The organism is Streptosporangium sp. NPDC004379, assembly GCF_042873875.1.
Lineage (GTDB): Bacteria > Actinomycetota > Actinomycetes > Streptosporangiales > Streptosporangiaceae > Streptosporangium.
Genome location: NZ_JBIAMC010000006.1, coordinates 445,259 through 468,906, shown reverse-complemented (window position 1 = coordinate 468,906; position 23,648 = coordinate 445,259). Strand labels below are relative to the sequence as shown.

General features: G+C 72.0%; 22 protein-coding genes, 1 tRNA gene and 1 riboswitch. Of the genes, 12 read left to right on the top strand and 11 right to left on the bottom strand.

Features of this window, described 5'->3' with window-relative positions:
- Positions 1-313: 313 nt before the first annotated feature.
- Positions 314-994, bottom strand: coding sequence for a glycosyltransferase (locus tag ACFYSC_RS16650; protein ID WP_389961830.1), 681 nt, complete (start codon positions 992-994; stop codon positions 314-316).
- An 11-nt stretch (positions 995-1,005) separates the two neighbouring features.
- Positions 1,006-1,359, bottom strand: coding sequence for an STAS domain-containing protein (locus ACFYSC_RS16645; RefSeq protein WP_362943988.1), 354 nt, complete (start codon positions 1,357-1,359; stop codon positions 1,006-1,008).
- 282 nt (positions 1,360-1,641) lie between these two features.
- Here ACFYSC_RS16645 and ACFYSC_RS16640 point away from each other — a divergent pair, with 282 nt between their 5' ends.
- The gene (locus tag ACFYSC_RS16640) at positions 1,642-2,070 is read left to right on the top strand and encodes a hypothetical protein (RefSeq protein WP_389961828.1); all 429 of its coding nucleotides are present in this window, start codon (positions 1,642-1,644) and stop codon (positions 2,068-2,070) included.
- A gap of 117 nt (positions 2,071-2,187) precedes the next feature.
- Here ACFYSC_RS16640 and ACFYSC_RS16635 read toward each other — a convergent pair whose 3' ends face one another.
- Both ACFYSC_RS16635 and ACFYSC_RS16630 read right to left on the bottom strand, forming a co-directional pair.
- Entirely contained in the window at positions 2,188-3,315 is a 1,128-nt protein-coding gene (locus ACFYSC_RS16635) for a sensor histidine kinase (RefSeq protein ID WP_389961826.1), read from the bottom strand.
- Positions 3,316-3,450: 135 nt separating this feature from the next.
- Positions 3,451-4,146 carry a response regulator transcription factor gene (locus tag ACFYSC_RS16630; RefSeq protein ID WP_362943994.1) on the bottom strand — a complete coding sequence of 232 codons (696 nt, stop codon included), beginning with the start codon at positions 4,144-4,146 and terminating at the stop codon, positions 3,451-3,453.
- Between the two features lie 266 nt (positions 4,147-4,412).
- On the opposite strand from ACFYSC_RS16630, the gene ACFYSC_RS16625 reads away from it, so the two are divergent.
- Positions 4,413-4,580, top strand: coding sequence for a hypothetical protein (locus ACFYSC_RS16625; protein ID WP_362943997.1), 168 nt, complete (start codon positions 4,413-4,415; stop codon positions 4,578-4,580).
- A gap of 133 nt (positions 4,581-4,713) precedes the next feature.
- On the opposite strand, the gene ACFYSC_RS16620 is transcribed toward ACFYSC_RS16625, so the two are convergent.
- Entirely contained in the window at positions 4,714-5,169 is a 456-nt protein-coding gene (locus ACFYSC_RS16620) for an ATP-binding protein (protein WP_389961823.1), read from the bottom strand.
- 155 nt (positions 5,170-5,324) lie between these two features.
- The gene (locus ACFYSC_RS16615) at positions 5,325-7,193 is read right to left on the bottom strand and encodes a PAS domain S-box protein (protein WP_389961821.1); all 1,869 of its coding nucleotides are present in this window, start codon (positions 7,191-7,193) and stop codon (positions 5,325-5,327) included.
- 136 nt (positions 7,194-7,329) lie between these two features.
- Between ACFYSC_RS16615 and ACFYSC_RS16610 the strand changes: the two genes are divergently transcribed.
- The gene (locus ACFYSC_RS16610) at positions 7,330-7,911 is read left to right on the top strand and encodes a methylated-DNA--[protein]-cysteine S-methyltransferase (RefSeq protein ID WP_389961819.1); all 582 of its coding nucleotides are present in this window, start codon (positions 7,330-7,332) and stop codon (positions 7,909-7,911) included.
- 108 nt (positions 7,912-8,019) lie between these two features.
- Here the strand turns inward: ACFYSC_RS16610 and ACFYSC_RS16605 are convergent, their stop codons facing one another.
- Positions 8,020-9,411, bottom strand: coding sequence for a purine-cytosine permease family protein (locus tag ACFYSC_RS16605; RefSeq protein WP_389961817.1), 1,392 nt, complete (start codon positions 9,409-9,411; stop codon positions 8,020-8,022).
- Positions 9,399-9,512: riboswitch (TPP riboswitch) on the bottom strand. Its footprint overlaps the gene before it by 13 nt.
- A 446-nt stretch (positions 9,513-9,958) precedes the next feature.
- Between ACFYSC_RS16605 and ACFYSC_RS16600 the strand changes: the two genes are divergently transcribed.
- Positions 9,959-10,345 carry a VOC family protein gene (locus ACFYSC_RS16600; RefSeq protein ID WP_362944011.1) on the top strand — a complete coding sequence of 129 codons (387 nt, stop codon included), beginning with the start codon at positions 9,959-9,961 and terminating at the stop codon, positions 10,343-10,345.
- A gap of 121 nt (positions 10,346-10,466) precedes the next feature.
- On the opposite strand, the gene ACFYSC_RS16595 is transcribed toward ACFYSC_RS16600, so the two are convergent.
- The 3 genes from ACFYSC_RS16595 to ACFYSC_RS16585 all read right to left on the bottom strand — a co-directional run bounded on the left by ACFYSC_RS16595 (position 10,467) and on the right by ACFYSC_RS16585 (position 12,593).
- Positions 10,467-10,799, bottom strand: a complete 333-nt coding sequence (locus ACFYSC_RS16595; protein WP_389961815.1) for a rhodanese-like domain-containing protein — start codon at positions 10,797-10,799, stop codon at positions 10,467-10,469.
- A 103-nt stretch (positions 10,800-10,902) separates the two neighbouring features.
- Positions 10,903-11,535, bottom strand: a complete 633-nt coding sequence (locus ACFYSC_RS16590) for a GPP34 family phosphoprotein (RefSeq protein WP_389961813.1) — start codon at positions 11,533-11,535, stop codon at positions 10,903-10,905.
- Positions 11,536-11,612: 77 nt separating this feature from the next.
- Complete coding sequence (locus ACFYSC_RS16585; protein ID WP_389961811.1) at positions 11,613-12,593, bottom strand: LCP family protein; 981 nt, start codon at positions 12,591-12,593, stop codon at positions 11,613-11,615.
- A 703-nt stretch (positions 12,594-13,296) separates the two neighbouring features.
- Between ACFYSC_RS16585 and ACFYSC_RS16580 the strand changes: the two genes are divergently transcribed.
- Both ACFYSC_RS16580 and ACFYSC_RS16575 read left to right on the top strand, forming a co-directional pair.
- Positions 13,297-14,934, top strand: a complete 1,638-nt coding sequence (locus tag ACFYSC_RS16580) for a CNNM domain-containing protein (RefSeq protein WP_389961808.1) — start codon at positions 13,297-13,299, stop codon at positions 14,932-14,934.
- Positions 14,931-15,965: a hemolysin family protein gene (locus ACFYSC_RS16575; protein ID WP_389961806.1), complete on the top strand. Its 1,035-nt coding sequence runs from the start codon at positions 14,931-14,933 to the stop codon at positions 15,963-15,965. Before ACFYSC_RS16580 ends, ACFYSC_RS16575 begins: the two co-directional genes overlap by 4 nt.
- A gap of 496 nt (positions 15,966-16,461) precedes the next feature.
- On the opposite strand, the gene ACFYSC_RS16570 is transcribed toward ACFYSC_RS16575, so the two are convergent.
- Positions 16,462-16,544 (bottom strand) — tRNA-Leu (locus ACFYSC_RS16570).
- A gap of 160 nt (positions 16,545-16,704) precedes the next feature.
- Between ACFYSC_RS16570 and ACFYSC_RS16565 the strand changes: the two genes are divergently transcribed.
- Genes ACFYSC_RS16565 through ACFYSC_RS16540 form a run of 6 tightly spaced genes read left to right on the top strand, consistent with a single transcriptional unit; the run spans position 16,705 to position 23,628 of the window.
- Positions 16,705-17,445 carry a DUF3662 and FHA domain-containing protein gene (locus ACFYSC_RS16565; protein ID WP_362944023.1) on the top strand — a complete coding sequence of 247 codons (741 nt, stop codon included), beginning with the start codon at positions 16,705-16,707 and terminating at the stop codon, positions 17,443-17,445.
- Between the two features lie 17 nt (positions 17,446-17,462).
- Positions 17,463-17,930 carry an FHA domain-containing protein gene (locus tag ACFYSC_RS16560; protein WP_389961804.1) on the top strand — a complete coding sequence of 156 codons (468 nt, stop codon included), beginning with the start codon at positions 17,463-17,465 and terminating at the stop codon, positions 17,928-17,930.
- Positions 17,927-19,237, top strand: coding sequence for a PP2C family protein-serine/threonine phosphatase (locus ACFYSC_RS16555; RefSeq protein WP_389961802.1), 1,311 nt, complete (start codon positions 17,927-17,929; stop codon positions 19,235-19,237). The genes ACFYSC_RS16560 and ACFYSC_RS16555 overlap by 4 nt, the downstream gene beginning before the upstream one ends.
- A 34-nt stretch (positions 19,238-19,271) precedes the next feature.
- Positions 19,272-20,618, top strand: a complete 1,347-nt coding sequence (locus tag ACFYSC_RS16550; RefSeq protein ID WP_389961800.1) for an FtsW/RodA/SpoVE family cell cycle protein — start codon at positions 19,272-19,274, stop codon at positions 20,616-20,618.
- Positions 20,615-22,075, top strand: a complete 1,461-nt coding sequence (locus ACFYSC_RS16545; protein WP_389961798.1) for a peptidoglycan D,D-transpeptidase FtsI family protein — start codon at positions 20,615-20,617, stop codon at positions 22,073-22,075. Before ACFYSC_RS16550 ends, ACFYSC_RS16545 begins: the two co-directional genes overlap by 4 nt.
- Positions 22,072-23,628 (top strand): serine/threonine-protein kinase, encoded by a 1,557-nt coding sequence (locus ACFYSC_RS16540; protein ID WP_389961796.1) that lies wholly within the window; start codon positions 22,072-22,074, stop codon positions 23,626-23,628. Before ACFYSC_RS16545 ends, ACFYSC_RS16540 begins: the two co-directional genes overlap by 4 nt.
- Positions 23,629-23,648 lie beyond the last annotated feature (20 nt).

Below are 23,648 nucleotides of genomic sequence, written 5' to 3'. Positions count from 1 at the left end.
ACGGATATGAACGAGCTGTTCGGGGGTCACGCCCGCATCGAACCATCACCCGGACGACCCGACCAGCCACAACAGCCTGACCTAACAAAGCACTACTAGGACCTGTTTTGTGGATCTTCGCCGTGGCGAGGATCGGTCAGGTGGTCCCTCGCAAGGCGGAGGAGGAAGCCCATAGCGGAGCTATGGGTGACGCGATTCCGGGGTCCCCGCGGAGAACGCGGAGCCTGCGGAGCGTTTCCGTGGGGCAGGGCGACAACGCGGCGAGGGGCCGCCTGGGCGACCGCGGTAGGCGGAAAGATCCACAAAACAGGTCCTAGCGGCGGACCAGCAGGGCGCGGGCGACGTCGCGGAACTGCCGGGCCCGGTGGACCTGGGCCCTCCAGTCGGTGCCGGTGGCCCGGTGGGCCATCTCCACCTCGACCTCCCGCACGCGGAAACCCCTGCGCAGCAGGTCGATCGTCAGCGCGGTCTCCACGCCGAAGCCGTGCGCCAAGGGGCGGGCGGCCTCGAAGGCCGCCCTGGTCAGGCAGCGCTGGCCGTTGAGCGGCTGGGCCGGGGTCCAGCCGGTCGCCCGCTCGATGCCCTCGCGGGCGAGCCGTACCACGAACCCGTGGCCGCCAAGCTTCACCCTGGTGACGAACACGGCGATGGTCATGTCGGCCTCACCCGACGCGACGGGTTCGATCAGCGGCGCGGCGGTGCGCGCCGTCTCGCCCAGGTCGGCGTCGAGGAACAGGAGGTTCCTGGGGCTCTCACCGTCGAACAGGCGCACCGCCTCGGCGCCGCTCTCCATGGCGGCGGCCTTGCCGCGGTTGCGGCTGTGCCGTACGACGCGTGCCCCGGCGGCCTTGGCCACCCTGCCGGTCCGGTCGGTCGAGCCGTCGTCCACGACCACGACGAGATCGACGCCCGGGAGCGCCGTGGCGGCGGCCACGGTGGCGCCGATCCTGTCCGCCTCGTCCTTGGCGGGGATGATCACTGCTGTGCCGGTCATCGTTGCGCCGGTCACCCCTGCGGCTCGGCCGACAGCGACTCGTCCGGCACCGCGTCGTGCACGGTGAACACCGAGTCGAGCCCGGTGACCTGGAGGATCTTGCGTACGGCGGGCCGCGGCGCGGCCAGCTCCATGGTCCCCCCGCGCTCACGCAGCCGCTTGAGCGCGGCGAGCAGCACGTTCATCCCCGTGGAGTCGCAGAACTCCACCTTGGAGAGGTCGAGGACCACGTAGGTGGTCGGACTCTCCTGGAGCAGCCGAGTGAACTCGGACTGCAGTCCCGGCGCCGTGTAAAGGTCGATTTCGCCGGTGATAGTCATGACGGTGTGCCCGGCATGAGATCGAGTTGAGACTTTTAGCTCCACAGCGGCACACTAGCGGCGCGAAGGCCCCGGGTCACGTTCTCTCGCCCAAGGACGAGTCGTCGGCCTTTTGTCCCCCGTTCCGGCCCCACGGAAACCCAGAGTGCGCGAGACTTGACACTGCGCAATACCGGCTCGGCCGGGAAGGGAGCGACCCGGAACTCTCCCGCCCGTCCACTGCGCCACGGCAGCGACGACCGCTGAGCAGAAACGGGCTCGACCAGTATGAACACCGACCTTCCTGAGGACCCCCAGCGACAGCGGCTCCGGGACCACCTGGAGTCCATGATCACCCGAACCGAGAAGGCCACCTCGTGGCACGACGCGGCCGGGTCACTCCGCGGAATGATGAGCCATGAGGGATACGTCCCGATCAGGACCCGCCTGACCGGCGACGACCTCGACTTCCTGGAAGGCGCGCGCGAGGAGCTTCTCGGCTTCGCCACGCTCGGGGTCCGGCTCCTCGACCTCCACCGGCCGCGCGACGCGGGCGGCATCACCAGTGACGCGGCCCATCCGATCCTGCGGTGCCGCGGCTGCATGTGGCGCTGGCCGTGCCCGACCTTCCGCGCCATGGTCGAGTCCTTCGACACGCCGCGGATGCCGTCCTCCTACCGGCACGTCGATCCCGGCGATCCCGGCGGTTCCAGCGACGACGGGGGGGATACCCGGGTGGTCCTCGTCTCCCCCTGGATCGGCCCCCACGACACGTGAGACCACCGGCCGCGCCGGTGTCGCGGTGAGCGGACGCCGGGGCGGCCGGCAGCGGTCCCGGGCCGGCCGGCCCGCGTACCGGCCGTGACGGTGAGTCCCGGGGCGGCGGCCGGGGGTTCAGGCGGGCAGCGGCAGGCGGATCTCGAAGCGGCAGCCGGGCCCGGTGTTGACCACGCCGATGGTCCCCTGGTGCGCCTCGACGATGCCCCGGGCGATCGCCAGGCCGAGCCCGGCCCCGGCGCCGTCCGCGCCCGGGGTCCGGGCCGCCTCGCCGCGGAAGGCCACGTCGAACACGCGGGGCAGGTCCTCGTCCGGGATGCCGCCGCAGCCGTCGGCGACCGACAGGCAGGCGACCTCGCCCTCCACCGCCGCGCGCACCAGCACGGTGCCGTCCGCGGGGGTGTGCCTGATCGCGTTGACCACGAGGTTGCGCAGCGCCCGCGACAGCTCACCCGCGTCGGCCACGACCGGGACGACCTCGCCCGCCTCGCCGGCCAGCCGTACGTTTCCGGCCCTGGCCAGCGGTTCGGCGCCGGCCAGGGCGTCGGCGACCAGGTCGCCGAGGCCGACCGGGGAGCGCGACAGCCGCAGCGCGCCCGCGTGGATCCGCGACAGTTCGAACAGGTCGCCCACCATCTCCGACAGCCGGTCCACCTCCAGGCGGATCTGCCGGTGGTAGCGGGCCACGGTCTCCGGATCGCCGGCCACGCCGTCCTCCAGCGCCTCGGCCATGGCCCGCATGCCCGCCAGCGGGGTGCGCAGGTCGTGGCTGACCCAGGCGACGAGTTCGCGGCGCGCGCTCTCCAGCGCGCGTTCGCGCTCGTGACCGAGGCGGATGCGCTCGTACGCCTGGTCCAGGGTCCTGGCGATGGTGTCGAGTTCGGCGGGCAGGCCGCGGGGCGGTGTGAACTCCCCCGACGGCGGTACGGCGCGCACGGCCGCGACGAGCCTGCGGCTGGCCGCGACGACCCGGCGGGCCAGCACCGCCGCGACCCCCAGCCCGACGAGCCCGCCGACCGCGACCACGCTGAGCACGATGTCCCGGGGCGTGCCCTCGATGATCATCTCAAGGGTGATGGCGACCACCCCGCCGACCGTCGCCACGACGGTCACCACGGCGACCACCGCGAGCATCACGCCGATCGACCGTTCGCGCAGCAGCCGCATCGCGCCCAGGCCGGCCAGCGCCACCAGCAGACCGAGTCCCGCGGTGACCGGGACGATGACCAGGATCTCGGGGAGCACGGGGATCACCCCTCGGGCGTGGGACGGGTGGAGGACCACGGGGTCGGTACGGCAGGCGGGAACACGGGGGTCACACCTCCGGCGTGGATCGGGTGAAGGACCACGAAGTCGGTACGGCAGGCGGGAACACGGGGGTCACACCTCCGGCGTGGGCTCGAAACGGTAGCCGACGCCCCACACCGTGACGATGCGCCGGGGTGCGGCCGGGTCCGGTTCGATCTTCTCGCGGAGACGGCGGACGTGCACGGTCACCGTGGAGGAGTCGCCGAAGGACCAGCCCCAGACCTGGTCGAGCAGGGCCGCGCGGCCGAACGCCTGGCGGGGGTTGCGCATGAGGTGGGCCAGCAGGTCGAACTCGCGGGTGGTCAGCGTCACCTCGGCGCCGCCGAGCCGTACCTCGTGGGCGTCGACGTCGACGACGAGGTCGCCGTCCCGGAGCACGCCGGTCCCGGCCGCCGCGGCGGCGCCGCGTCCCCGCCGCAGCACGGACCGCACCCGCAGGGCCAGCTCCCGGGGGCTGAACGGCTTGGTGACGTAGTCGTCGGCGCCGATCTCCAGGCCGGCCACCCGGTCGATCTCCTCGCCCAGCGCGGTCAGCATGATCACGGGGATCGGGCGGCGCTCGCGGAGCTTCCGGCAGACGGTGAGACCGTCCATCTTCGGCAGCATCAGGTCGAGCACCATCAGGTCCGGCGGATCGGACAGCGCCCGGCGGAGTGCCTCGGCGCCGTCGGAGACGCACTCCACCCGGTGGCCGTCGCGTTCGAGATAGCGGACCACGACCTCGGCCACCGTGGGGTCGTCGTCGACCACCAGAATGCGCGCGCTCATGACGTCCACGGTAGGCCCGCGTGGGCCGCCGGCCGCGCCCGCGTCACCGGTCCGTAAGAACCGGGGGAGTTCGCAAGGGTCAGGGAACGTTCACGAGGCTCAGGGGGAGGTCGCAAGGATCGGAGAGAGTTCCGCAAGGGTCAGGGAGCGTTCACGAGAATCTGGGAGCGTTCGTGAGGATTTGGTGGGGTTCACGAAGATCGGGGAGAGCGGATCGTTATCCTCGCCGCCCCCGTGGAACCCGCACCCCGCGTACCGTTGATCTCATGACTCGTACCGTGATGGCGGTCCTGGGCGTCCTGCTGGCGCTTTACGTCGTGTTCGCGCTCGTGCTGCCCGCGCTGTTCGGGCTGCTGAAGTTCGTACTCGTGCTGGCGGTGGTGGCGTTCGCGGTGGTGGCCGTGGTCACGGTCGTGAGCCGGCTCTCGAAGTGACCGCCCCGGCATGAGCCGCCCGCCACATCCGGGGCCGTGGCCGGGCCGTACGGATGTCTCCGCCGGTGGGCCGGGGACGGTCTGCCGGTGAACGGCTGGACGGACAAACGGTGAGCGGCCGGACAGAACGGTCCTACCCGCACTCCCGCAGCGCGGGCTCGGGGACGGACCCCTGGCCGGTGTCCGCATCGGTGACGGTGACGGTGGTGACGAGCGCCCAGACCGTGGTGATCTCCCCCTCGTGCCTGACGCCCCAGTGCTCGGCGACGTACTCGACGATGCCGAGACCGCGGCCGCCCAGGGAGGAGAGGGTGGGCCGTCCGGCGCGGGGCTCGGTGGCGGCTCCTCCGTCACTCACCGCAACCTCGACGCATCCCCCGGACCATCGCCAGGCGACCATGACCTGACCGGACGGCAGCGGGTGCGCGTGCCGGAGCGCGTTGCTCAGCAGTTCGCTCACCACGAGGACCGCGTCGTCGATGGCGGTCTCGTAGACCCCCCATTCCTGCAGGTCAGAGCAGAGACGTTGGCGTGCGACAGCGACGCTGGACGGTGCATACGGCAACAGGACGACGCTCGACGCACTCACCTCCCCGTTTCCCCGTTCCCCCTCAGGAACACACCTACTACGACCGAAATGCCCCGTTAGATGGTCTTAGAAACCGCGCCTCGATTACGGCTTGTGCACATTCGACGATAGTTCAGCGCATCCGTTACCGGGTCGTGACCACACCGGTGTGTCGGTCAGGTATAGGCGCCCGGCGTGCCGGCGATGGACAGGGAGAGCCGCATGCGGGTGCCCCCTCCCGGACTCTCGTGCGCCGTCACCTCGCCGCCCTGGGCGCGGGCCAGACTGCGCACGATGTACAGGCCGAGGCCGACTCCGCCGAACCTGCGGCGGTCACCGCCGTCCACCTGGACGAACCGCTCGAACACCCGCTCACGGCTGGCGGGCGCGATGCCCACGCCCTCGTCGTCCACGACCACCACCACCCGGTCACCTTCCCGCCAAGCCGCGACCCTGATGAGACCGCCGTCCGGTGAGTACTTGAACGCGTTCTCCAGGAGCTGCCCCAGCACGATATCGGTCGCCAGGGCGTCGCCGGAGACCGGGGGCAGGTCAGGGGCCACATCGACCTCGACGTGGTGGAGGTCCGACAGCACCGGGAGGCCCAGTGTGGCGGCACGGATCAGCGCGCCCATGTCGAGGGCCTCGATCCGGAGCGTGAGCTCGCGGGTGCCGGCCCGGGAGCCCAGCAGCAGGTGGTCCATGAGCTGGCCGAGGGAGCGCGCCCGCTCGGCGATGGTGTGCACGGCCGACCGGCGCTCGGCCTCGGTCATGCTGTCCCAGCGGGCGTCGAGCGTGCCGGCGAACCCCCGCACCACCGTGATCGGGGTGCGCAGCTCGTGGCTGGTGGTGGCCAGGAAGAGGTCCTTGGCCTCCTCCAGCTCCTTGGCGCGGGTGATGTCGCGGAAGTCGACCACGGTCTCCCCGGTCTCCGGGATCTCCGCGCGGAGCACCTCCAGCCAGGCCCCCGAGGGGAGCTGCAGGGTGAGCTTGTCACCGGGCTCCGGCAGCGGGAACGGCGGCGGCCCGCCGATCACGTCGGCCGCCGTGAGCCCGGTCAGCCCGGCCGCCGCCGGGTTCCACCGGGTGACGCGGCCCAGCCCGTCGAGTACCGCGATGCCGTCGGCGCCGGCGTCGAACACGGCCCGCTCGTGGGCCCGCTGCCACACCGCCTCCTGGTAGGCCAGGGCGTTGCCGGCGGCGATCCCGGCGTGCCCGGCCAGCAGCTCCAGCAGCTCCAGCTCCAGGTGGCTGGCCTTGCGCTTGGCGAACAGCGCGTACAGCGCGCCGTACGGCCGGCCGCCCACCGCCGCCAGTCCGAGCGCGATCGTGTGCAGGCCGGGCAGCCGCGACCAGATCAGCTCGTCCAGCGCGGCCTGCTCGCCGGTCTCCAGCATCACGGTCCGGCCGGTGCGCAGGAGCTTGCCGACGAGGCTGGAGCGCAGGTCGGCGGTGGAGCCGCGCATGGACTCCGGCAGCCGGTGGGTGGCCACCAGCCGGAGCCGGTCGCCCTCGATCAGCACGAAGCCGCCCGCGTCGGCGCCGGTCAGCTCGGTGAGACTGGCCGCGATCCGGTCGAGCACGGCGGGCAGCTCCCGCTCGGCGTTGATGTCGGCGACCACGTCGGTGAGCCTGCGGACGAGCTGCGCCCGCCGGGCGGCTCCGTCGTGGGCGCTCTCGTCGTCGCGTGCCAGGTGGTAGACGCTGACGTAGCCGAGCAGGGCCCCGGCGGAGGACCGCAGCGCGCTGGTGTCGACCCGCACGTCGAGGAGGGCGCCGTCGCGGCGGAACCGTTTGGTCCGCAGCGACACCTGGCCGCCGGTCCGGACCCGCTCCAGGACGGCGTTGTGCTCGGCGGTCAGCTCCTCGGGGACCATCGGGGCGCGGCGGCCGAGCAGCTCGGCCGCCGTCCAGCCGAACAGCCGCTCGGCGGCGGCGTTCCAGCTGAGGACCGTCTGGTCGCGGTCGAGGGCGACGATCGCGTTGGGCGCGCTCGCGACGACCGCGCGGCCGATGCCGTCGTCACACCCCCTGCTGTCACCCACACACCAATAGTGCCGCGTCAACCGGCCTGATCTTGGCACTTTCGTCCGCATGTGCTGACACCCGTTGGGAGGATCCGTCCGATACGCTGCCGTCACCGCGCACCTGAACACGCTCGGACAGCGAAAGGGTGGGGCCATGTCATCCGGCGACATCGACGCACTGCTGCGGGTGACCTCGCCCACATACGTGGGGAAAACCTCCCCGGATGTCGCGTTCGGCACGCTCGACGGGCCGGTGGGACGCCTCGTCCTCGCCGTGACGGGCCGGGGCGTGGTGGCGTGCAGCTACGAGGACGAGAACGTCGTCTTCGAGCGCGTCAGCAACGAGGTCAGCTCGTTCATCGGGGGCGACCCCCGGCGGATCGACCCGGTCCGCCGGGAGCTGGACGCCTACTTCTCCGGGCGGCTGCGCACCTTCACCGTCTCGATCGACCTGCGGCTCGCCACGCCGTTCGCCCGGACGGTGCTGCAGAAGATGCTCACGGTCCCGTACGGCACGGTGACCACGTACCGGGAGATCGCCGAGCGGATCGGCAGGCCCCGGGCGCTGCGCGCGGTCGGCAACGCGCTGGGCGGCAACCCGGTGTGCGTGATCGTTCCCTGTCACCGGGTGGTCGAGAGCGAGACCGTCCTCGGCGGCTACGCCGGCGGACCGGTCGCCAAGGAACGGCTGCTGCGCGTCGAGCGGGGCGCGGGGCGCCCGCCCCTCGGCCCGTAGGCGGCCCGCGGGCGCGGGGCGAGGGCCCCGCACCCGCTCAGAAGGGCGACCGGTCATCGCGTACGGGGCCGGTCACCGCGTACGGCCGGTCATCGCGTACGGGGCCGGTCACCGGGTGCGGTCCGGGGCCGGGGCGGGAGAGGGAGAGGCCGGGCCCGGCCGCCGGGCGAGCCTGCCGACGGCCAGGGTCACCAGGCCCGCGACGAGGAAGGACCCGACGGACGCGCTCATCCACGGCTGGGTGGTGAAGCCGAGGGCCTTCCTGGCGGCGTCCCAGACGGCCGCCCACCACGACACCGTCGAGGGCGCGGCGAGCAGCCACCAGGTGGCGAAGCCGAGCACCCACGGGACCACCATGAGCAGGCGGGAGGGGGCTGTCTCGGAGGTGTCCCAGTTCCGGCCGCGGCCGAGCAGGAAGTAGTCGACCGCCAGCACGCCGAACATCGGGACGAACACCGCGCCGATGATGCCGAGGAACGCCTGGTAGGAGTTGACGTCGATGACGAGGGCGATGGCGGTGGTCAGCACGCCGATGGCCACGGAGAAGACCCTCCGGTCCACCCTGGGCAGCAGGTTCTGCAGCGACATCGCCGTGGAGTAGACGTTCGCGAACGACTGGTCGGACTCGCGCAGCACCAGGATCCCGAAGAACAGCGCCCCGAGCGGCGCCGCCACGAACGGGGCGAACACCGTGGTCGGGTTCTCGCCCACCGCGGCGTGGCCGGCGAGCGCCACCGCGTAGACGCCGACTGCCAGGCACGCCACCTGGGCGATCGTGTAGCCGCCGACCACGCCGGTGAAGGCCGCGCGGCTGGACCGCGAGTGCCGGGCGTAGTCCGCCGCGACCGGCACCCACGACACCGACAGGGCGACCACGAAGTCCACCGCGGGGGCGAAGTTGTGCCAGGACCCGCCGGTCTGGACGGGGGTGTCGCGGAGGAAGACCACCGCGAACCAGACGACCGACACGACCACGCCGGCGGTGACGAACCTCCGCAGCAGCCGGATGGCGCCCAGCGGATAGAGGGTCAGCGCCGTCGTCAGCGCCCCGGCGGCGACCGCCCAGACCGCGTACGGCACGGACGGCCCGAAGATCGCCTGGGCGCCCATCGCGACGACCCAGAGCTCGAACGCGCCCCAGCCGATCATCTGGACGATGTTGAGGACGGTGGGGACGTAGGAGAGCCTCGCCCCGAACAGGCCGCGCAGCAGCACCATCGCGGGCCGGCCCGTCTGCGCGCCCGGCACCGCGGCGAGGCCGACCATCGCGGTGCCGACCAGGCTGCCGACGAGCGAGGCGAGCAGCGCCGCGGGCAGGGTGAGCGCGTCGCCGTCGAGCAGGGGGTCGATCAGGAAGAGGGCGAAGGAGAAGCCGAGCAGGCTGACGCCCAGGTTGGCCCAGAACGCGCCCTGGTCGAGCGCGCCGAGCGTCTTGGGCGGGGCCTGGTCGAGGGTGAGGGGGGCCTCGGCATGCTTGGAACCGATGACATCGGATGTCACGAAACGCTCCCTACGCCGGCATTACCCGGACAGGTTCATGCGGTCGGCAGCGGCTGTGCTGCCCTCTCAGCCCGGCGCCCCGAGCTCCCGCGTTGGCTGTGCGACTAGCGCCCTCATATTGCCGCATGAGAGGGCGCACAGTCACGGCGGGCCGGATGGAGGCCCGGACCGGGAGAACACGGAGCGCATCGCGACGACGGCCTCGGTTGCCGCGGACCTGCCCAGCGATCGTCGATTCAGATTGATCGTGATGAAAAGTATGCGTTGGACTCATTGATCGGTGTTCGCCCACCCTTGACCACGTGACGGAGGTCCCGAAGCGCGCCGCAGGCCCTGTCCCCTCGGCCCGCGACATCCGACGACCGGAGAGAAGATGACGGCCACACACGTTGACCACCCCTGCTCGGCCACCAGGTCGTGGCTGGGCCTCTCGGCGATCACCGCCTCACCTTCGGCACCCGTGGCAGGACCTCACCCGCCGCCGCCGACCGCACGCGGCTGAGCCGCCCTACGATTCAGACGGAACAGTCAGCAGAGGAGATCATCGATGCGGGTGAAAGCCTTCGACCATCTGGTGCTCAACGTGCGGGACGCCGAGCGGGCACTGGAGTTCTACTCGGGGACCCTCGGCCTTGAGGAGGAGCGGGTCGCGGAGTGGCGAGCGGGTGAGGCGCCCTTCCCGTCGGTACGGGTCGACGAGTCCACCATCATCGATCTGGTCGAACGTCCGCGCGGTGAGTCCAACGTGGACCACATCTGCCTCGTCGTGGATCCCGTGGACTGGCAGGAGGTGATCGATTCCGGCGTCCTCACCGTGCTGGAGGGGCCGGTCCCCCGGTTCGGCGCGCGTGGCACCGCGCAGTCGGTGTACGTGCGGGACCCGGACGGCAACACCGTCGAGCTGCGCTGGTATCCCCAGGATGCCGGACGGTGAGCCGTGCTCGGGCCGGGCGGGGTGAGCCGTGACGGATCGGCCGGACGGTGAACCGCGGCGGGGCCGGCCCGGCCGCGTGATCCCGTGATCGACGCGACCGGACCGGCCCCGGACCGGCGGGTCAGGCCACGAACGGGTCCCGGCCGCTCTCGCTCACCATCGGCAGGCCCGCTCCTCCCCACGCCTGCATGCCGCCACCGACGTTGATCGCGTCCCGGCCGACGTGGTTGAGCCAGGCGGCGGCGTGCGCCGACCGGCCGCCGGATCGGCAGATCACGTAGACGGGCGCGTCCGACGGCACCTCACCGGCCCGGGCCTGGAGCTCCCCGAGCGGGATGTGGACGGCCGTGGGCGCGTGCCCCGCCCACCACTCGTCGTTCTCGCGCACATCGAGCAGGAACGCTCCGTCGGGGACGGCCTGTGCTTCGACCTCAGGAACAGTCATGACGCCCATTGTCCCAAGTCCGTCCCCGGGTTGGGCCGGAAGCGGCCCAACCGGCCCCGGACGCGGGCCGTACGGACGCGGGCCCTACGGACGCGGGCCGTACGGACGCGGGCTAGGTCACGGTGGTGGTCGTCGTCGCCGTCATGACGGCGATGTTGACGGAGTCGATGGTCTTCGAGACGGCGTCGCCCACCCAGTGGTCCCGGGCGATCTCCTTGAAGCGCCGCCGGTCCACGTCGGGGAACGCCTTGCGGTCGATCTTGGCCGCGTGCAGGACGGCGATCAGCGCCGCCGTCCGCTCGTCGGGCGCGACTCCGTCCAGGACGCTCAGGACGCGGTCGCGCACGGCCCGCTCCACGCTCGGGTCGCGCTCCGGGTGGCGGGTGCGGGGGAAGATCCCCAGGATCTTCGACCGTTCCTCGTCCAGCACGCCGCGCTCGGCCAGCCGGGTGAGCAGACGTTCGCGGAGCTTGCCCGAACGGAGCTTGTAGACCCATCCGTCGGGCTTGTGCGACCTGTTCTCGGCGGCGATCCGGGCCAGCGCCGCGTCCGCCTCCTCGTCTCCGAGGGGGGTGGGGTCGAGGACGGTGACCTTCTTACCGTCCAGGCCGACGCGACCGCCGGCCGCCAGCTCGGCCAGCAGAGCGCCTCCGAGTGCGATGTCCAGGTCGGTCGAGCCGACCAGCTGTGCGCCCTCCCGCTCGCTGAGCGCGAGGAGGAGGACTTCCTCGGCGATAGTCGTCATGATCCGGACCCTACGTCCGGGACCCCGCGGACGCGGAGCCCTTCCCGCCCGGTGTCACGCCGGGCGGGAAGGGCGCGTCACTTGCCCATGGCGTCCTTGGGGACGGGCTTGTCCTCGGCCAGCGCCCGGAACATGCGCAGCGCCCGCTGGCTGTCCCACTTGGCGACGTCCTGCCCGTTGACCTTGGGGAAGGACGCGACCGGGACGATCGTGGTGACCGGGTTGTCGCCCATGGCCAGCCCGAGGGAGAGCAGGTCGAAGGCGCCGGTCTCCTCACCGACGGCCACCGCGTCGGTGGCGCTCAGCGCGAGCGGGAAGGAGCGGAAGGGGTTGAGCAGGACGCCGGGGCCGGACGCCTTCTTCACCACCGCGGAGAAGAACTGCCGCTGGCGCTGGGTCCGCTCGAAGTCGGGGATGCCGCCGGTGGCGCGGGTGCGGACGTAGCCGAGGGCGGTCCCGCCGTCCATCGTCTGCACCCCCTTCTTCAGGTCGATCCCGGCCTTGGGGTCCTTGATGTCCTGCTTGACGTTGATGTCGACGCCGCCGATGGCGTCCACGATGCCCACGAATCCGCCGAAGCCGATCTCCATGTAGTGGTCGATGCGCAGGCCGGTGACCTTCTCGACGGTCTTGGCCAGCAGCTTGGGGCCGCCGTCGGAGTAGGCGTAGGCGGCGTTCAGCTTGTCGCTGCCGTGCCCGTCGATCGGCACGTACGAGTCACGGGGCAGGCTGACCAGGGTCGGCCGGCCGTCACCGTCGGGGATGTGCAGCAGCATCATCGTGTCGGTACGGCGGCCGAACGCGCGGCCGGTGGCGAACTTCTTGCGCTGGGCCTTGGTCAGGCCCTCGCGGCTGTCGGAGCCGACCAGCAGCCAGTTGGTGCCGGGGGTGTCGTCCGGCCGGCCGGCGTAGTCGCCGAGCGCGTCGATCTCCTTCAGCCGCGAGTTGATCACGAAGAAGCCGACGACGCCGAGCACCAGCAGCACGACGACCAGACCGGCGAGGATCCGCACCGCCAGCCTGCCGGGTCGTTTCGGTCTCCAGGTGGTGCCTGGCATCCGGGAGCCGCCTTTCCTGTCGGGGGGACCGGCGTCCGCGGGCCCGGCGGAGGGCGACGGCGGGCCGGAGAGCGACCTGACCGGCTCCGAGCCCTCCCTGGCCTTGCCGTAGACCCGCGAGGTCCTCCGGGGGGCCGTGACATCCCCCGGCCCGGACCCGGCGGGTCCGGGAGGCCCGGCAGGCGTGGAAGTCCCGGCGGGCCCGGAGAATCCGGCAGGTCCGGAAGTCCCGGGAGGCCCGGCGGCACGGCCGGGGTCCCGGTCGCGGGCCGTACGGCCTCCGCCCTGGTCGTGGGGCGTACGGCTCCGCCCCGGAACCGGGTGGGCGGGCTGCCCCGCCGCGCGCCACGGCTCGGCGGGCGGCGGCCGCATCGCACGCGTGCGGTCGTCGTCGTCCTGCGCGTCACCCACGTCGTATCCCCGCCACTTCTCCAGCTCGCGATGAGAGGCCATTATCGACGCTACGTCCCGGCCCCGGCCCGCGAAGCACGTCCCCAAGGTTTGGTCATACAGAAGTACCCAGACGGTACATAACCACCGGTAAAGCAATCGTCGGCCGATCCGGAAACACCAACCCCCTCACGGATCGTTACGGTAGAGGATGACCTCTGCTCGAAAGGATGATCGTGTCCACTCCGGACCCATGGAGTACCGGCCCGTGCGCAGGCACGGGAACCGCTGATCCGACCGGGAGAGCCGCTCTGTGAACACGGCTCTCGGTCTGCTGGCCGTACTTCTCCTCACCGTCGCCACCGGCTTCTTCGTCGCCCAGGAGTTCGCGTTCGTCGCCGCCGACCGGACCGCGCTGCGTGAACAGGCCGACGCCGGTGACGCCGCGGCCCGGCGCGCGCTGGAGGTGACGGGCCGCCTCTCCTTCATGCTCTCGGGCGCGCAGCTCGGCATCACCGTCACCGCGCTGCTGGTCGGCTTCATCGCCGAGCCCGCCATCGCCGAGGTGATCCGTCCCGGCCTCACGGCCGCGGGACTGCCCGAGGCCGCCGCGCCGGGCGTGGCCGTGGCGCTGGCCGTCGCGATCGCCACCACCATCCAGATGGTGCTCGGCGAGCTGGCCCCGAAGAACCTCGGCATCGCCCGCCCGGAACCCGTGGCCAAGTTCCTGGCCTCCTGGACCCTCGGTTACCTCAAGGTCGCCGGGCCGGTCATCCGGCTGTTCGACTCCGCCGCCGCCGGCCTGCTGCGCCGGGTGGGCGTGGAACCGGTCGAGGAGGTGGAGCACGGCGCGAGCCCCGAGGAGCTGTCCCGGATCATCTCCGAGTCGGCCACGGCGGGCGACCTGCCGCCCAGGCTGTCGGAGCAGCTCGAACGCGCCCTGGAGTTCGGCGACCGCACGGCCGAGGACGTCATGGTGCCGCGCCCCCGGGTGGTGCTGCTCCGCGCCGGGCGCCCGATCTCCGACCTGGTCGACGCGATCCGCGAGCACGGCCACTCCCGCTACCCGGTGCTCACCACCGAGAACGGCGAGGAGGTGGTCGGCGTCACCGGCGTCCGCGAGCTGCTGCGCTCCGGTGAGTCCGAGGGCCCGCTGTCGCAGATCACCCGCCCGGCCCTGCTGGTACCCGACTCGCTGCCGCTTCCGGTCGTGCTGGAGCGCATGCGCGCCGCCCGCGACGACCTCGCCTGCGTGATCGACGAGTACGGCGGGCTCGCCGGCGTGGTCACCGTCGAGGATCTGGCCGAGGAGCTCGTCGGCGAACTGATGGACGAGAACGATCCCGAACCGGCCGGCGTCGTCGCCAACGGCGACGGCACCTGGAACCTCCCCGGCACGCTCCGCCTCGACGAGGTCGAGCGCGTCACCAAGCTGGCGCTCCCGGAGAGCGACGACTACGACACCATCGCGGGCCTGGTGCTCGCCGTGCTCGGCCGGATGGCCGAGCCGGACGACGAGGTGACCGTCCCGCTCACCGTGGAGACCGACCTGCTCGACGACGACGGCCCGGAGGAGGCCAGCGCGGTGCTGACCGTGCTGTCGGTGCAGCGCCGGGTGCCCGAGTGGGTACGGCTGTCGCTCCCGGCGGCCGGGGACGGCGCGCGGGACGACACCGCCATGAAGGACGGCGCGCCGGATGACCGTGCGCGGAACGACCGCGCGCGGGGGAACGCGCGGGACGACCGCGGCCGTGAGGGCGGCGCGCGGGAGGACGGGACGCCGGACGGCGGCTCCCCGGAGGACGCCTCCCGGGAGAACGACGCCCGGGACGACGGCGCGCGGGAGGACGGCGCCCGGGAGGACGGCGGTCAGCGCGGCGAGCCCGCCATGAGCGCCGCCCGCAGGACCCGGGAGGGCGCCGGGACCGGCGCGGCGGAGGGGGAGCGATGAGCCCCGTGAGCGCGCTGCTGCTCGGCGTGGTGCTGCTGATCGGCAACGCCTTCTTCGTCGCCGCCGAGTTCGCGGTCATCTCGGCCCGCAGGCACCGCCTGGAGGAGCTGGCGGGCCGGGGCGGCCGGTTCACCCGGATCGTCGCCCGCGCCGCCGTACGCGGCGGCAAGGAGCTGTCGCTGATGCTGGCCGGCGCGCAGCTCGGCATCACGCTGTGCTCGCTGGGCCTGGGCATGGTCACCGAGCCTGCCATCGAGCACCTGCTGGAGCCGGTCTTCGGGCTGGTGGGCCTGCCCGAGTCGCTGCGGGTCCCCGTCTCGCTGGTGCTCGCGCTGGCCCTGATCACGTTCCTGCACATGGTCGTCGGCGAGATGGCTCCCAAGTCGTGGGCGCTGACCCATCCGGAGACCGCGGCGATGAGCGTGTCCCTGCCGTTCCGCGGCTTCACCCGGGTGATGCGGCCGGTGCTGGCCGCCCTCAACGGCCTGACCAACGCCGTGCTGGGCATGTTCGGCGTGCACCCGAGGGACGAGCTGGCCACGACCAGGACGCCGGTGCAGCTGGCCATGCTGGTCGGCGAGTCGGGGCGGATGGGCCTGCTCGACCGCACCGAGCACGACCTGCTCACCCGGGCGCTGCGCGCCCACCAGCAGCCGGTCGAGCGGCTGATGCTGCCCATCGAGCGGGCCGCCTCGGTGGCCGGTGACGCCGGGGAGGCCGAGGTGCGCCGCGCCGCCGCCGAGAGCGGGCACCTGCGCCTGCTGGTCAACGCGGGGCGCCGCTCGGAGGTGGTGGGTGTGCTGCACGTCAGGGACCTGCTGGTCCGGCCCGGGGAGAGCCCCGCGGAGCTGGCCCGGCCGGTGCCCCGGCTGGCGAAGACCACGACGATCTCCGAGGCGGTCGCCGTCCTGCAGGACGCCCACGCCCATGTGGGCCTCGTCACGGACGAGGGCGGCGAGGTGGCCGGCATGGTGAGCCTCACCGACCTGGTGGGCGAGCTCCTCGACGTCCGCGTCCTGGCCGCCCGTTAGGGGCCGCCCGTTAGGGGCCGCCGGGAGACGCGGCCGGGTCGTCAGGGACGCCGGGAGACGGAGCCGGGCAGCGGTGGGGCGGATCGCCTCCACCCGCCCGGTTCCGTCGGCCCGCCCGGCTCCGCCGCCGTCCGCGTCCACCGCCGCCCGGCTCCACCGGCCGGGCCCGGGTGTCCTCTTCCGGCGGGCGACGCGCGGGCCGGCGGACGGATCGACATGCGGATCAACGTGCGGTTCGCCGGTGTCCCGGCCGTTCCGGGCGGGTGGGTCGGCCATGCTCATTAAGCTGAGGGCGAACAGGGTGAATCTCCAGAAAGCGCACCGAAAGCTCACTGCAAGCGGCTCGGGGTAGACAGCAGGTCATGATCGGTCACCGTACGGCTCCCGCCCTGACCCCCGCGGGAGACCGCCGTGACATACGAAAGGGCCCCGGCTCTGATGAACCGGGGCCCTTCGTCGAGAATTCGGATTCGTCGATTCCATCGACGGTTCCGTGTGGGCGAGGAGGGATTTGAACCCTCACGTCCTTTCGGACACACGGACCTGAACCGTGCGCGTCTGCCGTTCCGCCACCCGCCCTTGCTGGGTGCGGTCGAAACATTAGCACGAATCAGCCGCTACCCACGAACCCGGATACGATCCTCCTAGACGCGGAGCGGAGGAGCTTGAGTGCAGGAGAGCGAGGAACGAGCCCCCCAGCGGCCGTGACCCACATAGGACGGAAGAAGGGAGGTACCCGGTGGGAGTCCTTCAGCGCTTCGAGCGCAGGCTCGAAGGCTTGGTCGAGGGGGCCTTTGCGCGGGCGTTCAAATCTGACCTTCAGCCGGTCGAGGTCGCCAGCGCGGTCCAGCGGGAGATGGACGAACGGGCCGCGATCGTCGCGCAGGGGCGCACGCTCGTGCCGAACGACTTCGTGGTCGAGCTGTCCGTGACCGACAGCGAGCGCCTCGAGGTGTACGCCGACAGCATCGGCCACGAACTCGCCAACCTCGCCAGGGAGTACGCCAAGGAACAGGGCTACTCGTTCGTGGGACCCGTCCGGGTGCGCTTCGAGACCGCCGAGGACCTGGCGGTCGGGCTGTTCCGGATCCGCTCCGGCGTGATCCGGGGCGCGACGGTCGAGCAGGACGAGATCCGCCACCCTCCGAGCGACGTGCCCGCGCCCCGGCCGCGCGCCTTCGGCGGGCAGCCCCGGCTGCTGGTCTCCACCCAGGACGACCCGCAGGGGCAGCGCTCCTACGATCTCACCACGCCGGTGACCCTGCTCGGCAGGGGCACCGACTGCGATCTACGGCTGGTCGACCCGGGTGTGTCCCGGCACCACGCCGAGCTGCGAGTGGAGGGCCCCCAGGTCGTGCTCGTCGACCTCGGCTCCACGAACGGCACCTTCGTCAACGGCCAGCCGGTCCGCCGGGTCGAGCTCCAGAACGGCACTCGCGTGACGCTCGGACGCACGACACTGGTTTTCCGGCGCGATTAGAGGTAAACAGACGCTCCATGTCCGAGCTCACGCTGCTGCTGATCCGGCTCGCCTTCCTCGCGGTGCTGTGGTTCTTCGTGATCGCCGCGGTCGGCGTGATCCGGACGGACCTCTTCGGCTCCCAGACGGCAGGCACCGCATCAGCCCGCAAGACACCCAAACCGGCCAAACCCGCGGCCAAGCCCAAGAGGGGCGAGCCGCGGCAGATGGTCGTGACCGGCGGCCCCCTTCAGGGCACCACCATCCCCCTCAGTGAGGCGACGATCACCATCGGCCGGGCGACCGACTCCACGCTGGTGGTGAGCGACGACTACGCCTCCAGCCGGCACGCCCGGCTCTTCCCCCAGGACGGTCAGTGGATCGTGGAAGATCTCGGCTCGACCAACGGCACGTATCTCGAACGCTCAAAAGTCACCCGTCCGACTCCGGTGCCGCTCGGTGTTCCGATCCGCATCGGTAAGACCGTCATCGAATTGCGCAAATGACCATCGCACTCCGTTACGCCGCCCGCTCCGACGTCGGGCTCCTCCGCGAGGGCAACGAGGACTCGGCGTACGCCAGCGGCCGTCTGCTCGCCGTCGCCGACGGCATGGGCGGTCATGCCCACGGCGAGGTGGCCAGTTCGGTCGCCATCGCCGCGATGTCCTCCCTCGACGAGGGCGCGGCCGGGAGCGACCTGCTCAGCGCCATCGAGGCGGCGGTCCGCGACGCCAACCGCAGGCTGCACGAGATGGTCGGGCGCGACCCGAGCCTGAAGGGCATGGGCACCACGCTCACCGCCATGCTGTGGTCCGGGACCCGGGTGGCGCTGGTCCACGTCGGCGACTCCCGCGCCTACCTGCTGCGGGCCGGGGAGCTCTACCAGATCACGCACGACCACACGCTGGTGCAGTCCCTCGTGGACGACGGGCGGATCACCCTGGAGGAGGCCGCCACGCACCCGCAGCGGTCGATCCTGCTGCGGGCGCTCGACGGCAGCGGGGAGGTCGACCCCGACCTGTCCCTGCGCGAGGCGCAGATCGGCGACCGCTACCTGCTGTGCTCCGACGGGCTGTCGGGGGTGGTGAGCGCCGAGACGCTGCACCACACGCTCTCGACGGTGGACGACCCGGAGGCGGTGGTCCGCGCGCTCATCGACCTGGCCAACCGCGGCGGCGGCCCGGACAACATCACCTGCGTGGTCGCCGACGTCCTGGAGGTGGACGAGGGAGCCGTCCCGGTCGTCGAGGCGGCCGTGGTCGGCGCCGCGGGCTCGACCCGGCCCCAATCGCAGCCGCCGGACACCCCGGCGGGCCGCGCCGCCGCGATCACCATGCCGCAGCCGGTCATCACCGACGACGAGGACGACGAGCCCGCGGCCCCCCGGGCCGCGAAGGCCGCGGCCGCGGGACGTCCGGCGAAGCGGCGGCGGCGTCTGTGGCCCCTTCTGGCCTCCGCCGGGGGCGTCGTCTTGGTCGGCAGCGGCCTAGGGTGGTACTTCGGAAACCAGTGGCTCGACGACCAGTACTTCGTGGGGGCGAAAGGGGATGAGATCGTGGTTTTCCAGGGCGTGAAGACCAACCTCGGTCCCATCGAGCTCTTCGATGTCGCCCGCAGCACCGCCGAGTCGGTGACGGCCCTCGGGGCCTTCCAACAGGGCCAGGTCCGCGACGGCATCCCCGTCCCCAACGTCGACGCCGGCCTGCGGAAGATCCAGGAGCTGAAGTCGTCCGCACGGAAGCCGGAGGGAAAGGCCAGGCAGACCGCCCAGCCCAGCGAGAGCGCAACCCCGGAACCCACGAGGTCGCAGTAGACACATGAGCACCCCTGCCGCAGAACCCGTTCCCATGCCCGCCAAGCGACGGGTGGCCCAGCTCGCGATGCTGGCCTTCGCGGTCGCGATCGTGATGTTCGCGTACGCGAACGTCGGCCTGGCCGTCGACCAGAAGATCCCCGCGGGGATGCTGGGCTACGGCCTCGGCCTGGGCGGCCTCATGCTGGCGGCCTACCTGGTGCTGGCGAAGTTCGCCCCCTGGGCCGACCCGCTGATCCTGCCGTTGGTGACGCTGATCAACGGGCTCGGGCTGGTGATGATCTACCGGCTGGAGGAGGCCAAGGCGTTCGGCGCGTCGGCCGCGACCCAGCTGATGTGGACGGCCGTCGGGGTCGTGATGTTCTCCGTCACGCTGATCGTGCTGCGCGACCACCGCGCGTTGCAGCGGCTCACCTACACCTCCGGCGCGCTCGGCCTCGCCCTGCTGATCGCGCCGCTGCTGCCGTTCGTCGGCAAGGAGATCAACGGCGCGCGGATCTGGATCAACCTCGGCGCCTTCTCCCTCCAGCCCGCCGAGTTCGCCAAGCTCGCGCTGATCGTGTTCTTCGCCGGCTATCTCGTCGCCAAGCGCGACGTGCTGGCCCTGGCCGGGCGGCGGCTGCTCTTCATCGACCTGCCCCGGGCCCGCGACCTCGGCCCGATCCTCATCGTCTGGGGCCTCAGCCTCGGCGTGCTGATCCTGCAGAAGGACCTCGGCTCCTCGCTGCTCATCTTCGGCACGTTCATCGCGATGCTCTATGTCGCCACCCAGCGCACCTCCTGGGTGCTGATCGGCGTCCTGCTGTTCATCGGCGGCGCCATCCTCGCCGGGATGCTCTTCGAGCACGTGCACAACCGGTTCGAGGTCTTCCTCGACCCCGAGAGCCAGGAGCTCTTCCAGCAGGTCGGCGGCAGCGAGCAGCTCATGCAGGGCCTGTTCAGCCTGGCCACCGGGAAGATCCTCGGCACCGGGCTCGGCCAGGGCCACCCCGACATGATCCCGCTGGCCATCTCCGACTTCATCTTCCCGGCCACCGGCGAGGAGCTCGGCCTGACCGGGGTGATGGCCCTGCTGATGCTCTACGCGCTGCTGGTCGAGCGCGGCCTGCGCACCTCGCTCGCGGCCCGCGACCCGTTCTCCAAGCTGCTGGCGGGCGGCCTGTCGTTCATCATCGCCTGGCAGGTCTTCATCATCGTCGGCGGCGTCACCAACCTGATCCCCCTCACCGGCCTGGTCACGCCCTTCATGTCGCAGGGCGGCTCGGCGCTGCTGGCCAACTGGATCCTGATCGCGCTGCTGGTGCGCACGTCGGACGCGGCCAGGCAGCCGCCGCCCCAGGCCATCCAGGACGAAGGAATGACGCAGGTGTTCCAGCGATGAACGGTCCCCTCAAGCGCGTCGCCATCGCCTGTCTGCTCATGTTCGGCCTGCTCATGTTCAATGTGAACTACCTGCAGGCCGTCAAGGCGGACAAGCTGAGCTCCGACCCGCGCAACAAGCGCAACTTCCTCGCCCGCTACGAGGTCGAGCGCGGCCGGATCACCGCCGGCGACAAGGTGCTCGCCGAGTCGGTCGACACCGGCGTCAACAAGGACTACCGCTTCGAGCGCCGCTACCCCGGCGGCAAGGTCTACGCGCCCGTCACCGGCTTCTTCGCGCCCGAGAGCGAGCGCGACATGGAGCACGCCGAGAACGGCCTGCTCAGCGGCTCCAGCGCCGACCTGATGCTCCGGCGCGGCATCGACCTGTTCAGCGGCAAGAAGACCAAGGGCGCCAACGTCGACCTGACGATCGACCCCGAGGCCCAGAAGGCCGCCTACGAGGCGCTGAGCGCCAGCGGCAAGAAGGGCGCGCTGGTCGCGATCGAGCCGAAGACCGGTGCGATCCGTGCCATGGTCTCGGTCCCGTCCTACGACCCCAACCCGCTGGCCGTGCCCAACAAGGCCGACGTCAACAAGGCGTACACCAAGCTGGACAAGGACGGGGACAAGCCGCTGATCAACCGGGCGATCGAGCGCACCTACCCGCCGGGCTCGACCTTCAAGGTGGTGACCCTGGCCGCCCTGCTGGAGAAGGACGACTCCCTGGGCACGGAGAGCCAGGTGGACGCCCCGCCGGTGCTCGACCTGCCCAACACCAGCCACGACCTGCCCAACTACGCCGGCGAGTCGTGCGGCAGCGGCCGGGTGACGCTGTCGTTCGCCCTGGAGCTGTCGTGCAACACGCCGTTCGCCAAGATCGGCATGGACCTCGGCTACGACGCGCTCAAGGACCAGGCCGAGAAGTTCGGCATCGGCGGCGAGCCGCTGAGCATCCCGCTCCCGGTCGCCGGCAGCGGGATCGGCCCCAAAGAGGACGACGCGGCGCTCGCCATGACCTCCATCGGCCAGCGCAACAACCAGATGACCCCGCTGCAGATGGCCATGGTCGCCGCGGGCATCGCCAACAACGGCGTCGTGATGAAGCCGTACCTCGTCAACAAGATCGCCGACGCCGAGGGCGGCGAGATCGACTCCGCCGACCCCACGGAGCTCTCCCAGGCGGTGAGCGAGGACACCGCGCGCAAGCTGCGGGAGATGATGGTCAACGTCGTCGAGAAGGGCACCGCGGGCGCCGCGAAGATCCCCGGCGTGTCCGTCGGCGGCAAGACCGGCACCGCCGAGAACGCCCCCGGCAAGCCGCCGCACGCCTGGTTCATCTCCTTCGCCCCCGCCGAGGACCCGAAGATCGCGGTCGCGCTCATCGTGGAGTCCGGGAGCGCCGGTGGCGAGGCCACCGGTGGCCACACCGCCGCCCCCATCGCCAAGAGCGTGATGGAAGCGGTGCTGAGACGATGACCGCGTTGCTCGGGGACCGATACCGCCCGCTGGGGCGGATCGCGACGGGCGGCATGGGCGAGGTCTGGCGGGCCCGCGACGAGCTGCTGGGCCGCGAGGTGGCGGTGAAGCTGCTGCGCCGCCACGTGGCGGCCGACCCCGACTTCCGTGAGCGGTTCCGGATGGAGGCCAGGATCGCGGCCGGCCTGTCCGACCCCGGCATCGCCCAGGTCTTCGACTACGGCGAGGCCGACGACGTCGCCTACCTCGTGATGGAGCTGGTCTCCGGCGAGTCGCTGGCGGCCATCCTGAAGCGCGGCGGCCCGCTGGGCGTCGAGAACACCCTGGACGTGGTCGAGCAGACCGCCCGGGGCCTGGCCGCCGCACACCGGTCCGGGATCATCCACCGCGACATCAAGCCCGGCAACCTGCTGGTCACCGAGACCGGAACGGTGAAGATCACCGACTTCGGCATCGCCCGGGCGCTGGAGGCCGCGCCCATGACGCGGACGGGCACCGTGATGGGCACCGCCCAGTACATCAGCCCCGAGCAGGCGTCGGGAGAGCGGCTGACCCTCGCCACCGACGTCTACTCGCTCGGCGTGGTCGCCTACGAGTGCCTCGCGGGCCGGCCGCCGTTCGTCTCCGAGACGCAGGTGGCGATCGCGCTCATGCACATCGGCCAGGAGCCGCCGCCGCTGCCCGAGAGCGTGCCGCAGGCCGTTCGGGACCTGGTGATGCGGTGCCTGGCCAAGGACCCCGGCAGCCGCCCGGCCGAGGCCGACGAGCTGGCCGGGCGGGCCCGCGCGCTGCGCGAGTCGCTCGCCGCCGCAGGCGCGGCCGGGCTGGCGCAGCTGACCGACCCGCACGGGTGGCGGGCGGAGCCCGCGAGCGAGTGGCCGAGCGACGTCGTTCCCGCCCCGGCGGACGCGGACGCCGGGACGCCGACCCCCGTCGACGCGGACGACGCGGACACGGGCGGCACGGGCGCCGCGGGTACGGCCGGCACGGGCCCCGTGGGCGCCGCGGGTACGGGACCGGTCGTCGCGGGCACCGGTGTCGCGGGCTCGGGCGCCGCGGGTGCGGGTGTCGCGGGCTCGGATCCGTACGGCCCCGGCGCGGAGACCGCGGGCGGCGGGCGGCGCTCCCGCAGGGGGCTGCGCCGTACGACGGTGATCGCCGCGACGGTGGCGGGATGCGCGGCGGCCGTCGGGCTGGGCGCGCTGGTCGCCCAGGACCTGACGCACCGGAACGGCGATCCCGGGTCCGGCTCGCCGGTCGTCCCGATGAGCCCGATCATCACCGCCTCCCCGTCGCCCACGCCGACGCGCCCCAAGCCGGTCCGGAGCCGGCCGTCGGCCGTGCCGACGAAGCAGCACCGGCCTTCACCCACGCCGTCGGCTACCGTTAGCACATCGGCCACGCCCAGCGCACAGCCGAGCACGTCGCCGACGCCCAGCCCCACTCCGACCGCCCCGCCCCCGACCCCCACCGCCCCTCCGGCGACGCCGAGCACCACGACCAGCACCACCCCCGGCCCCGGCGAAACAGACCCGCCGAACGGGGAGACGTAATGCGGCACGGGGTCGATGAT

Bases quoted from the DNA above. Each gene is read 5' to 3' on its own strand.
- ACFYSC_RS16640 (WP_389961828.1), top strand. From the start codon at position 1,642: ATGATCACCCGAACCGAGAAGGCCACCTCGTGGCACGACGCGGCCGGG.
- ACFYSC_RS16575 (WP_389961806.1), top strand. From the start codon at position 14,931: ATGAGCCCCGTGAGCGCGCTGCTGCTCGGCGTGGTGCTGCTGATCGGC.
- ACFYSC_RS16555 (WP_389961802.1), top strand. From the start codon at position 17,927: ATGACCATCGCACTCCGTTACGCCGCCCGCTCCGACGTCGGGCTCCTC.
- ACFYSC_RS16540 (WP_389961796.1), top strand. From the start codon at position 22,072: ATGACCGCGTTGCTCGGGGACCGATACCGCCCGCTGGGGCGGATCGCG.
- ACFYSC_RS16600 (WP_362944011.1), top strand. From the start codon at position 9,959: ATGCGGGTGAAAGCCTTCGACCATCTGGTGCTCAACGTGCGGGACGCC.
- ACFYSC_RS16550 (WP_389961800.1), top strand. From the start codon at position 19,272: ATGCCCGCCAAGCGACGGGTGGCCCAGCTCGCGATGCTGGCCTTCGCG.
- ACFYSC_RS16595 (WP_389961815.1), bottom strand. From the start codon at position 10,799: ATGGGCGTCATGACTGTTCCTGAGGTCGAAGCACAGGCCGTCCCCGAC.
- ACFYSC_RS16610 (WP_389961819.1), top strand. From the start codon at position 7,330: ATGTCATCCGGCGACATCGACGCACTGCTGCGGGTGACCTCGCCCACA.
- ACFYSC_RS16625 (WP_362943997.1), top strand. From the start codon at position 4,413: ATGACTCGTACCGTGATGGCGGTCCTGGGCGTCCTGCTGGCGCTTTAC.
- ACFYSC_RS16590 (WP_389961813.1), bottom strand. From the start codon at position 11,535: ATGACGACTATCGCCGAGGAAGTCCTCCTCCTCGCGCTCAGCGAGCGG.
- ACFYSC_RS16585 (WP_389961811.1), bottom strand. From the start codon at position 12,593: ATGCCAGGCACCACCTGGAGACCGAAACGACCCGGCAGGCTGGCGGTG.
- ACFYSC_RS16630 (WP_362943994.1), bottom strand. From the start codon at position 4,146: ATGAGCGCGCGCATTCTGGTGGTCGACGACGACCCCACGGTGGCCGAG.
- ACFYSC_RS16545 (WP_389961798.1), top strand. From the start codon at position 20,615: ATGAACGGTCCCCTCAAGCGCGTCGCCATCGCCTGTCTGCTCATGTTC.
- ACFYSC_RS16560 (WP_389961804.1), top strand. From the start codon at position 17,463: ATGTCCGAGCTCACGCTGCTGCTGATCCGGCTCGCCTTCCTCGCGGTG.
- ACFYSC_RS16650 (WP_389961830.1), bottom strand. From the start codon at position 994: ATGACCGGCACAGCAGTGATCATCCCCGCCAAGGACGAGGCGGACAGG.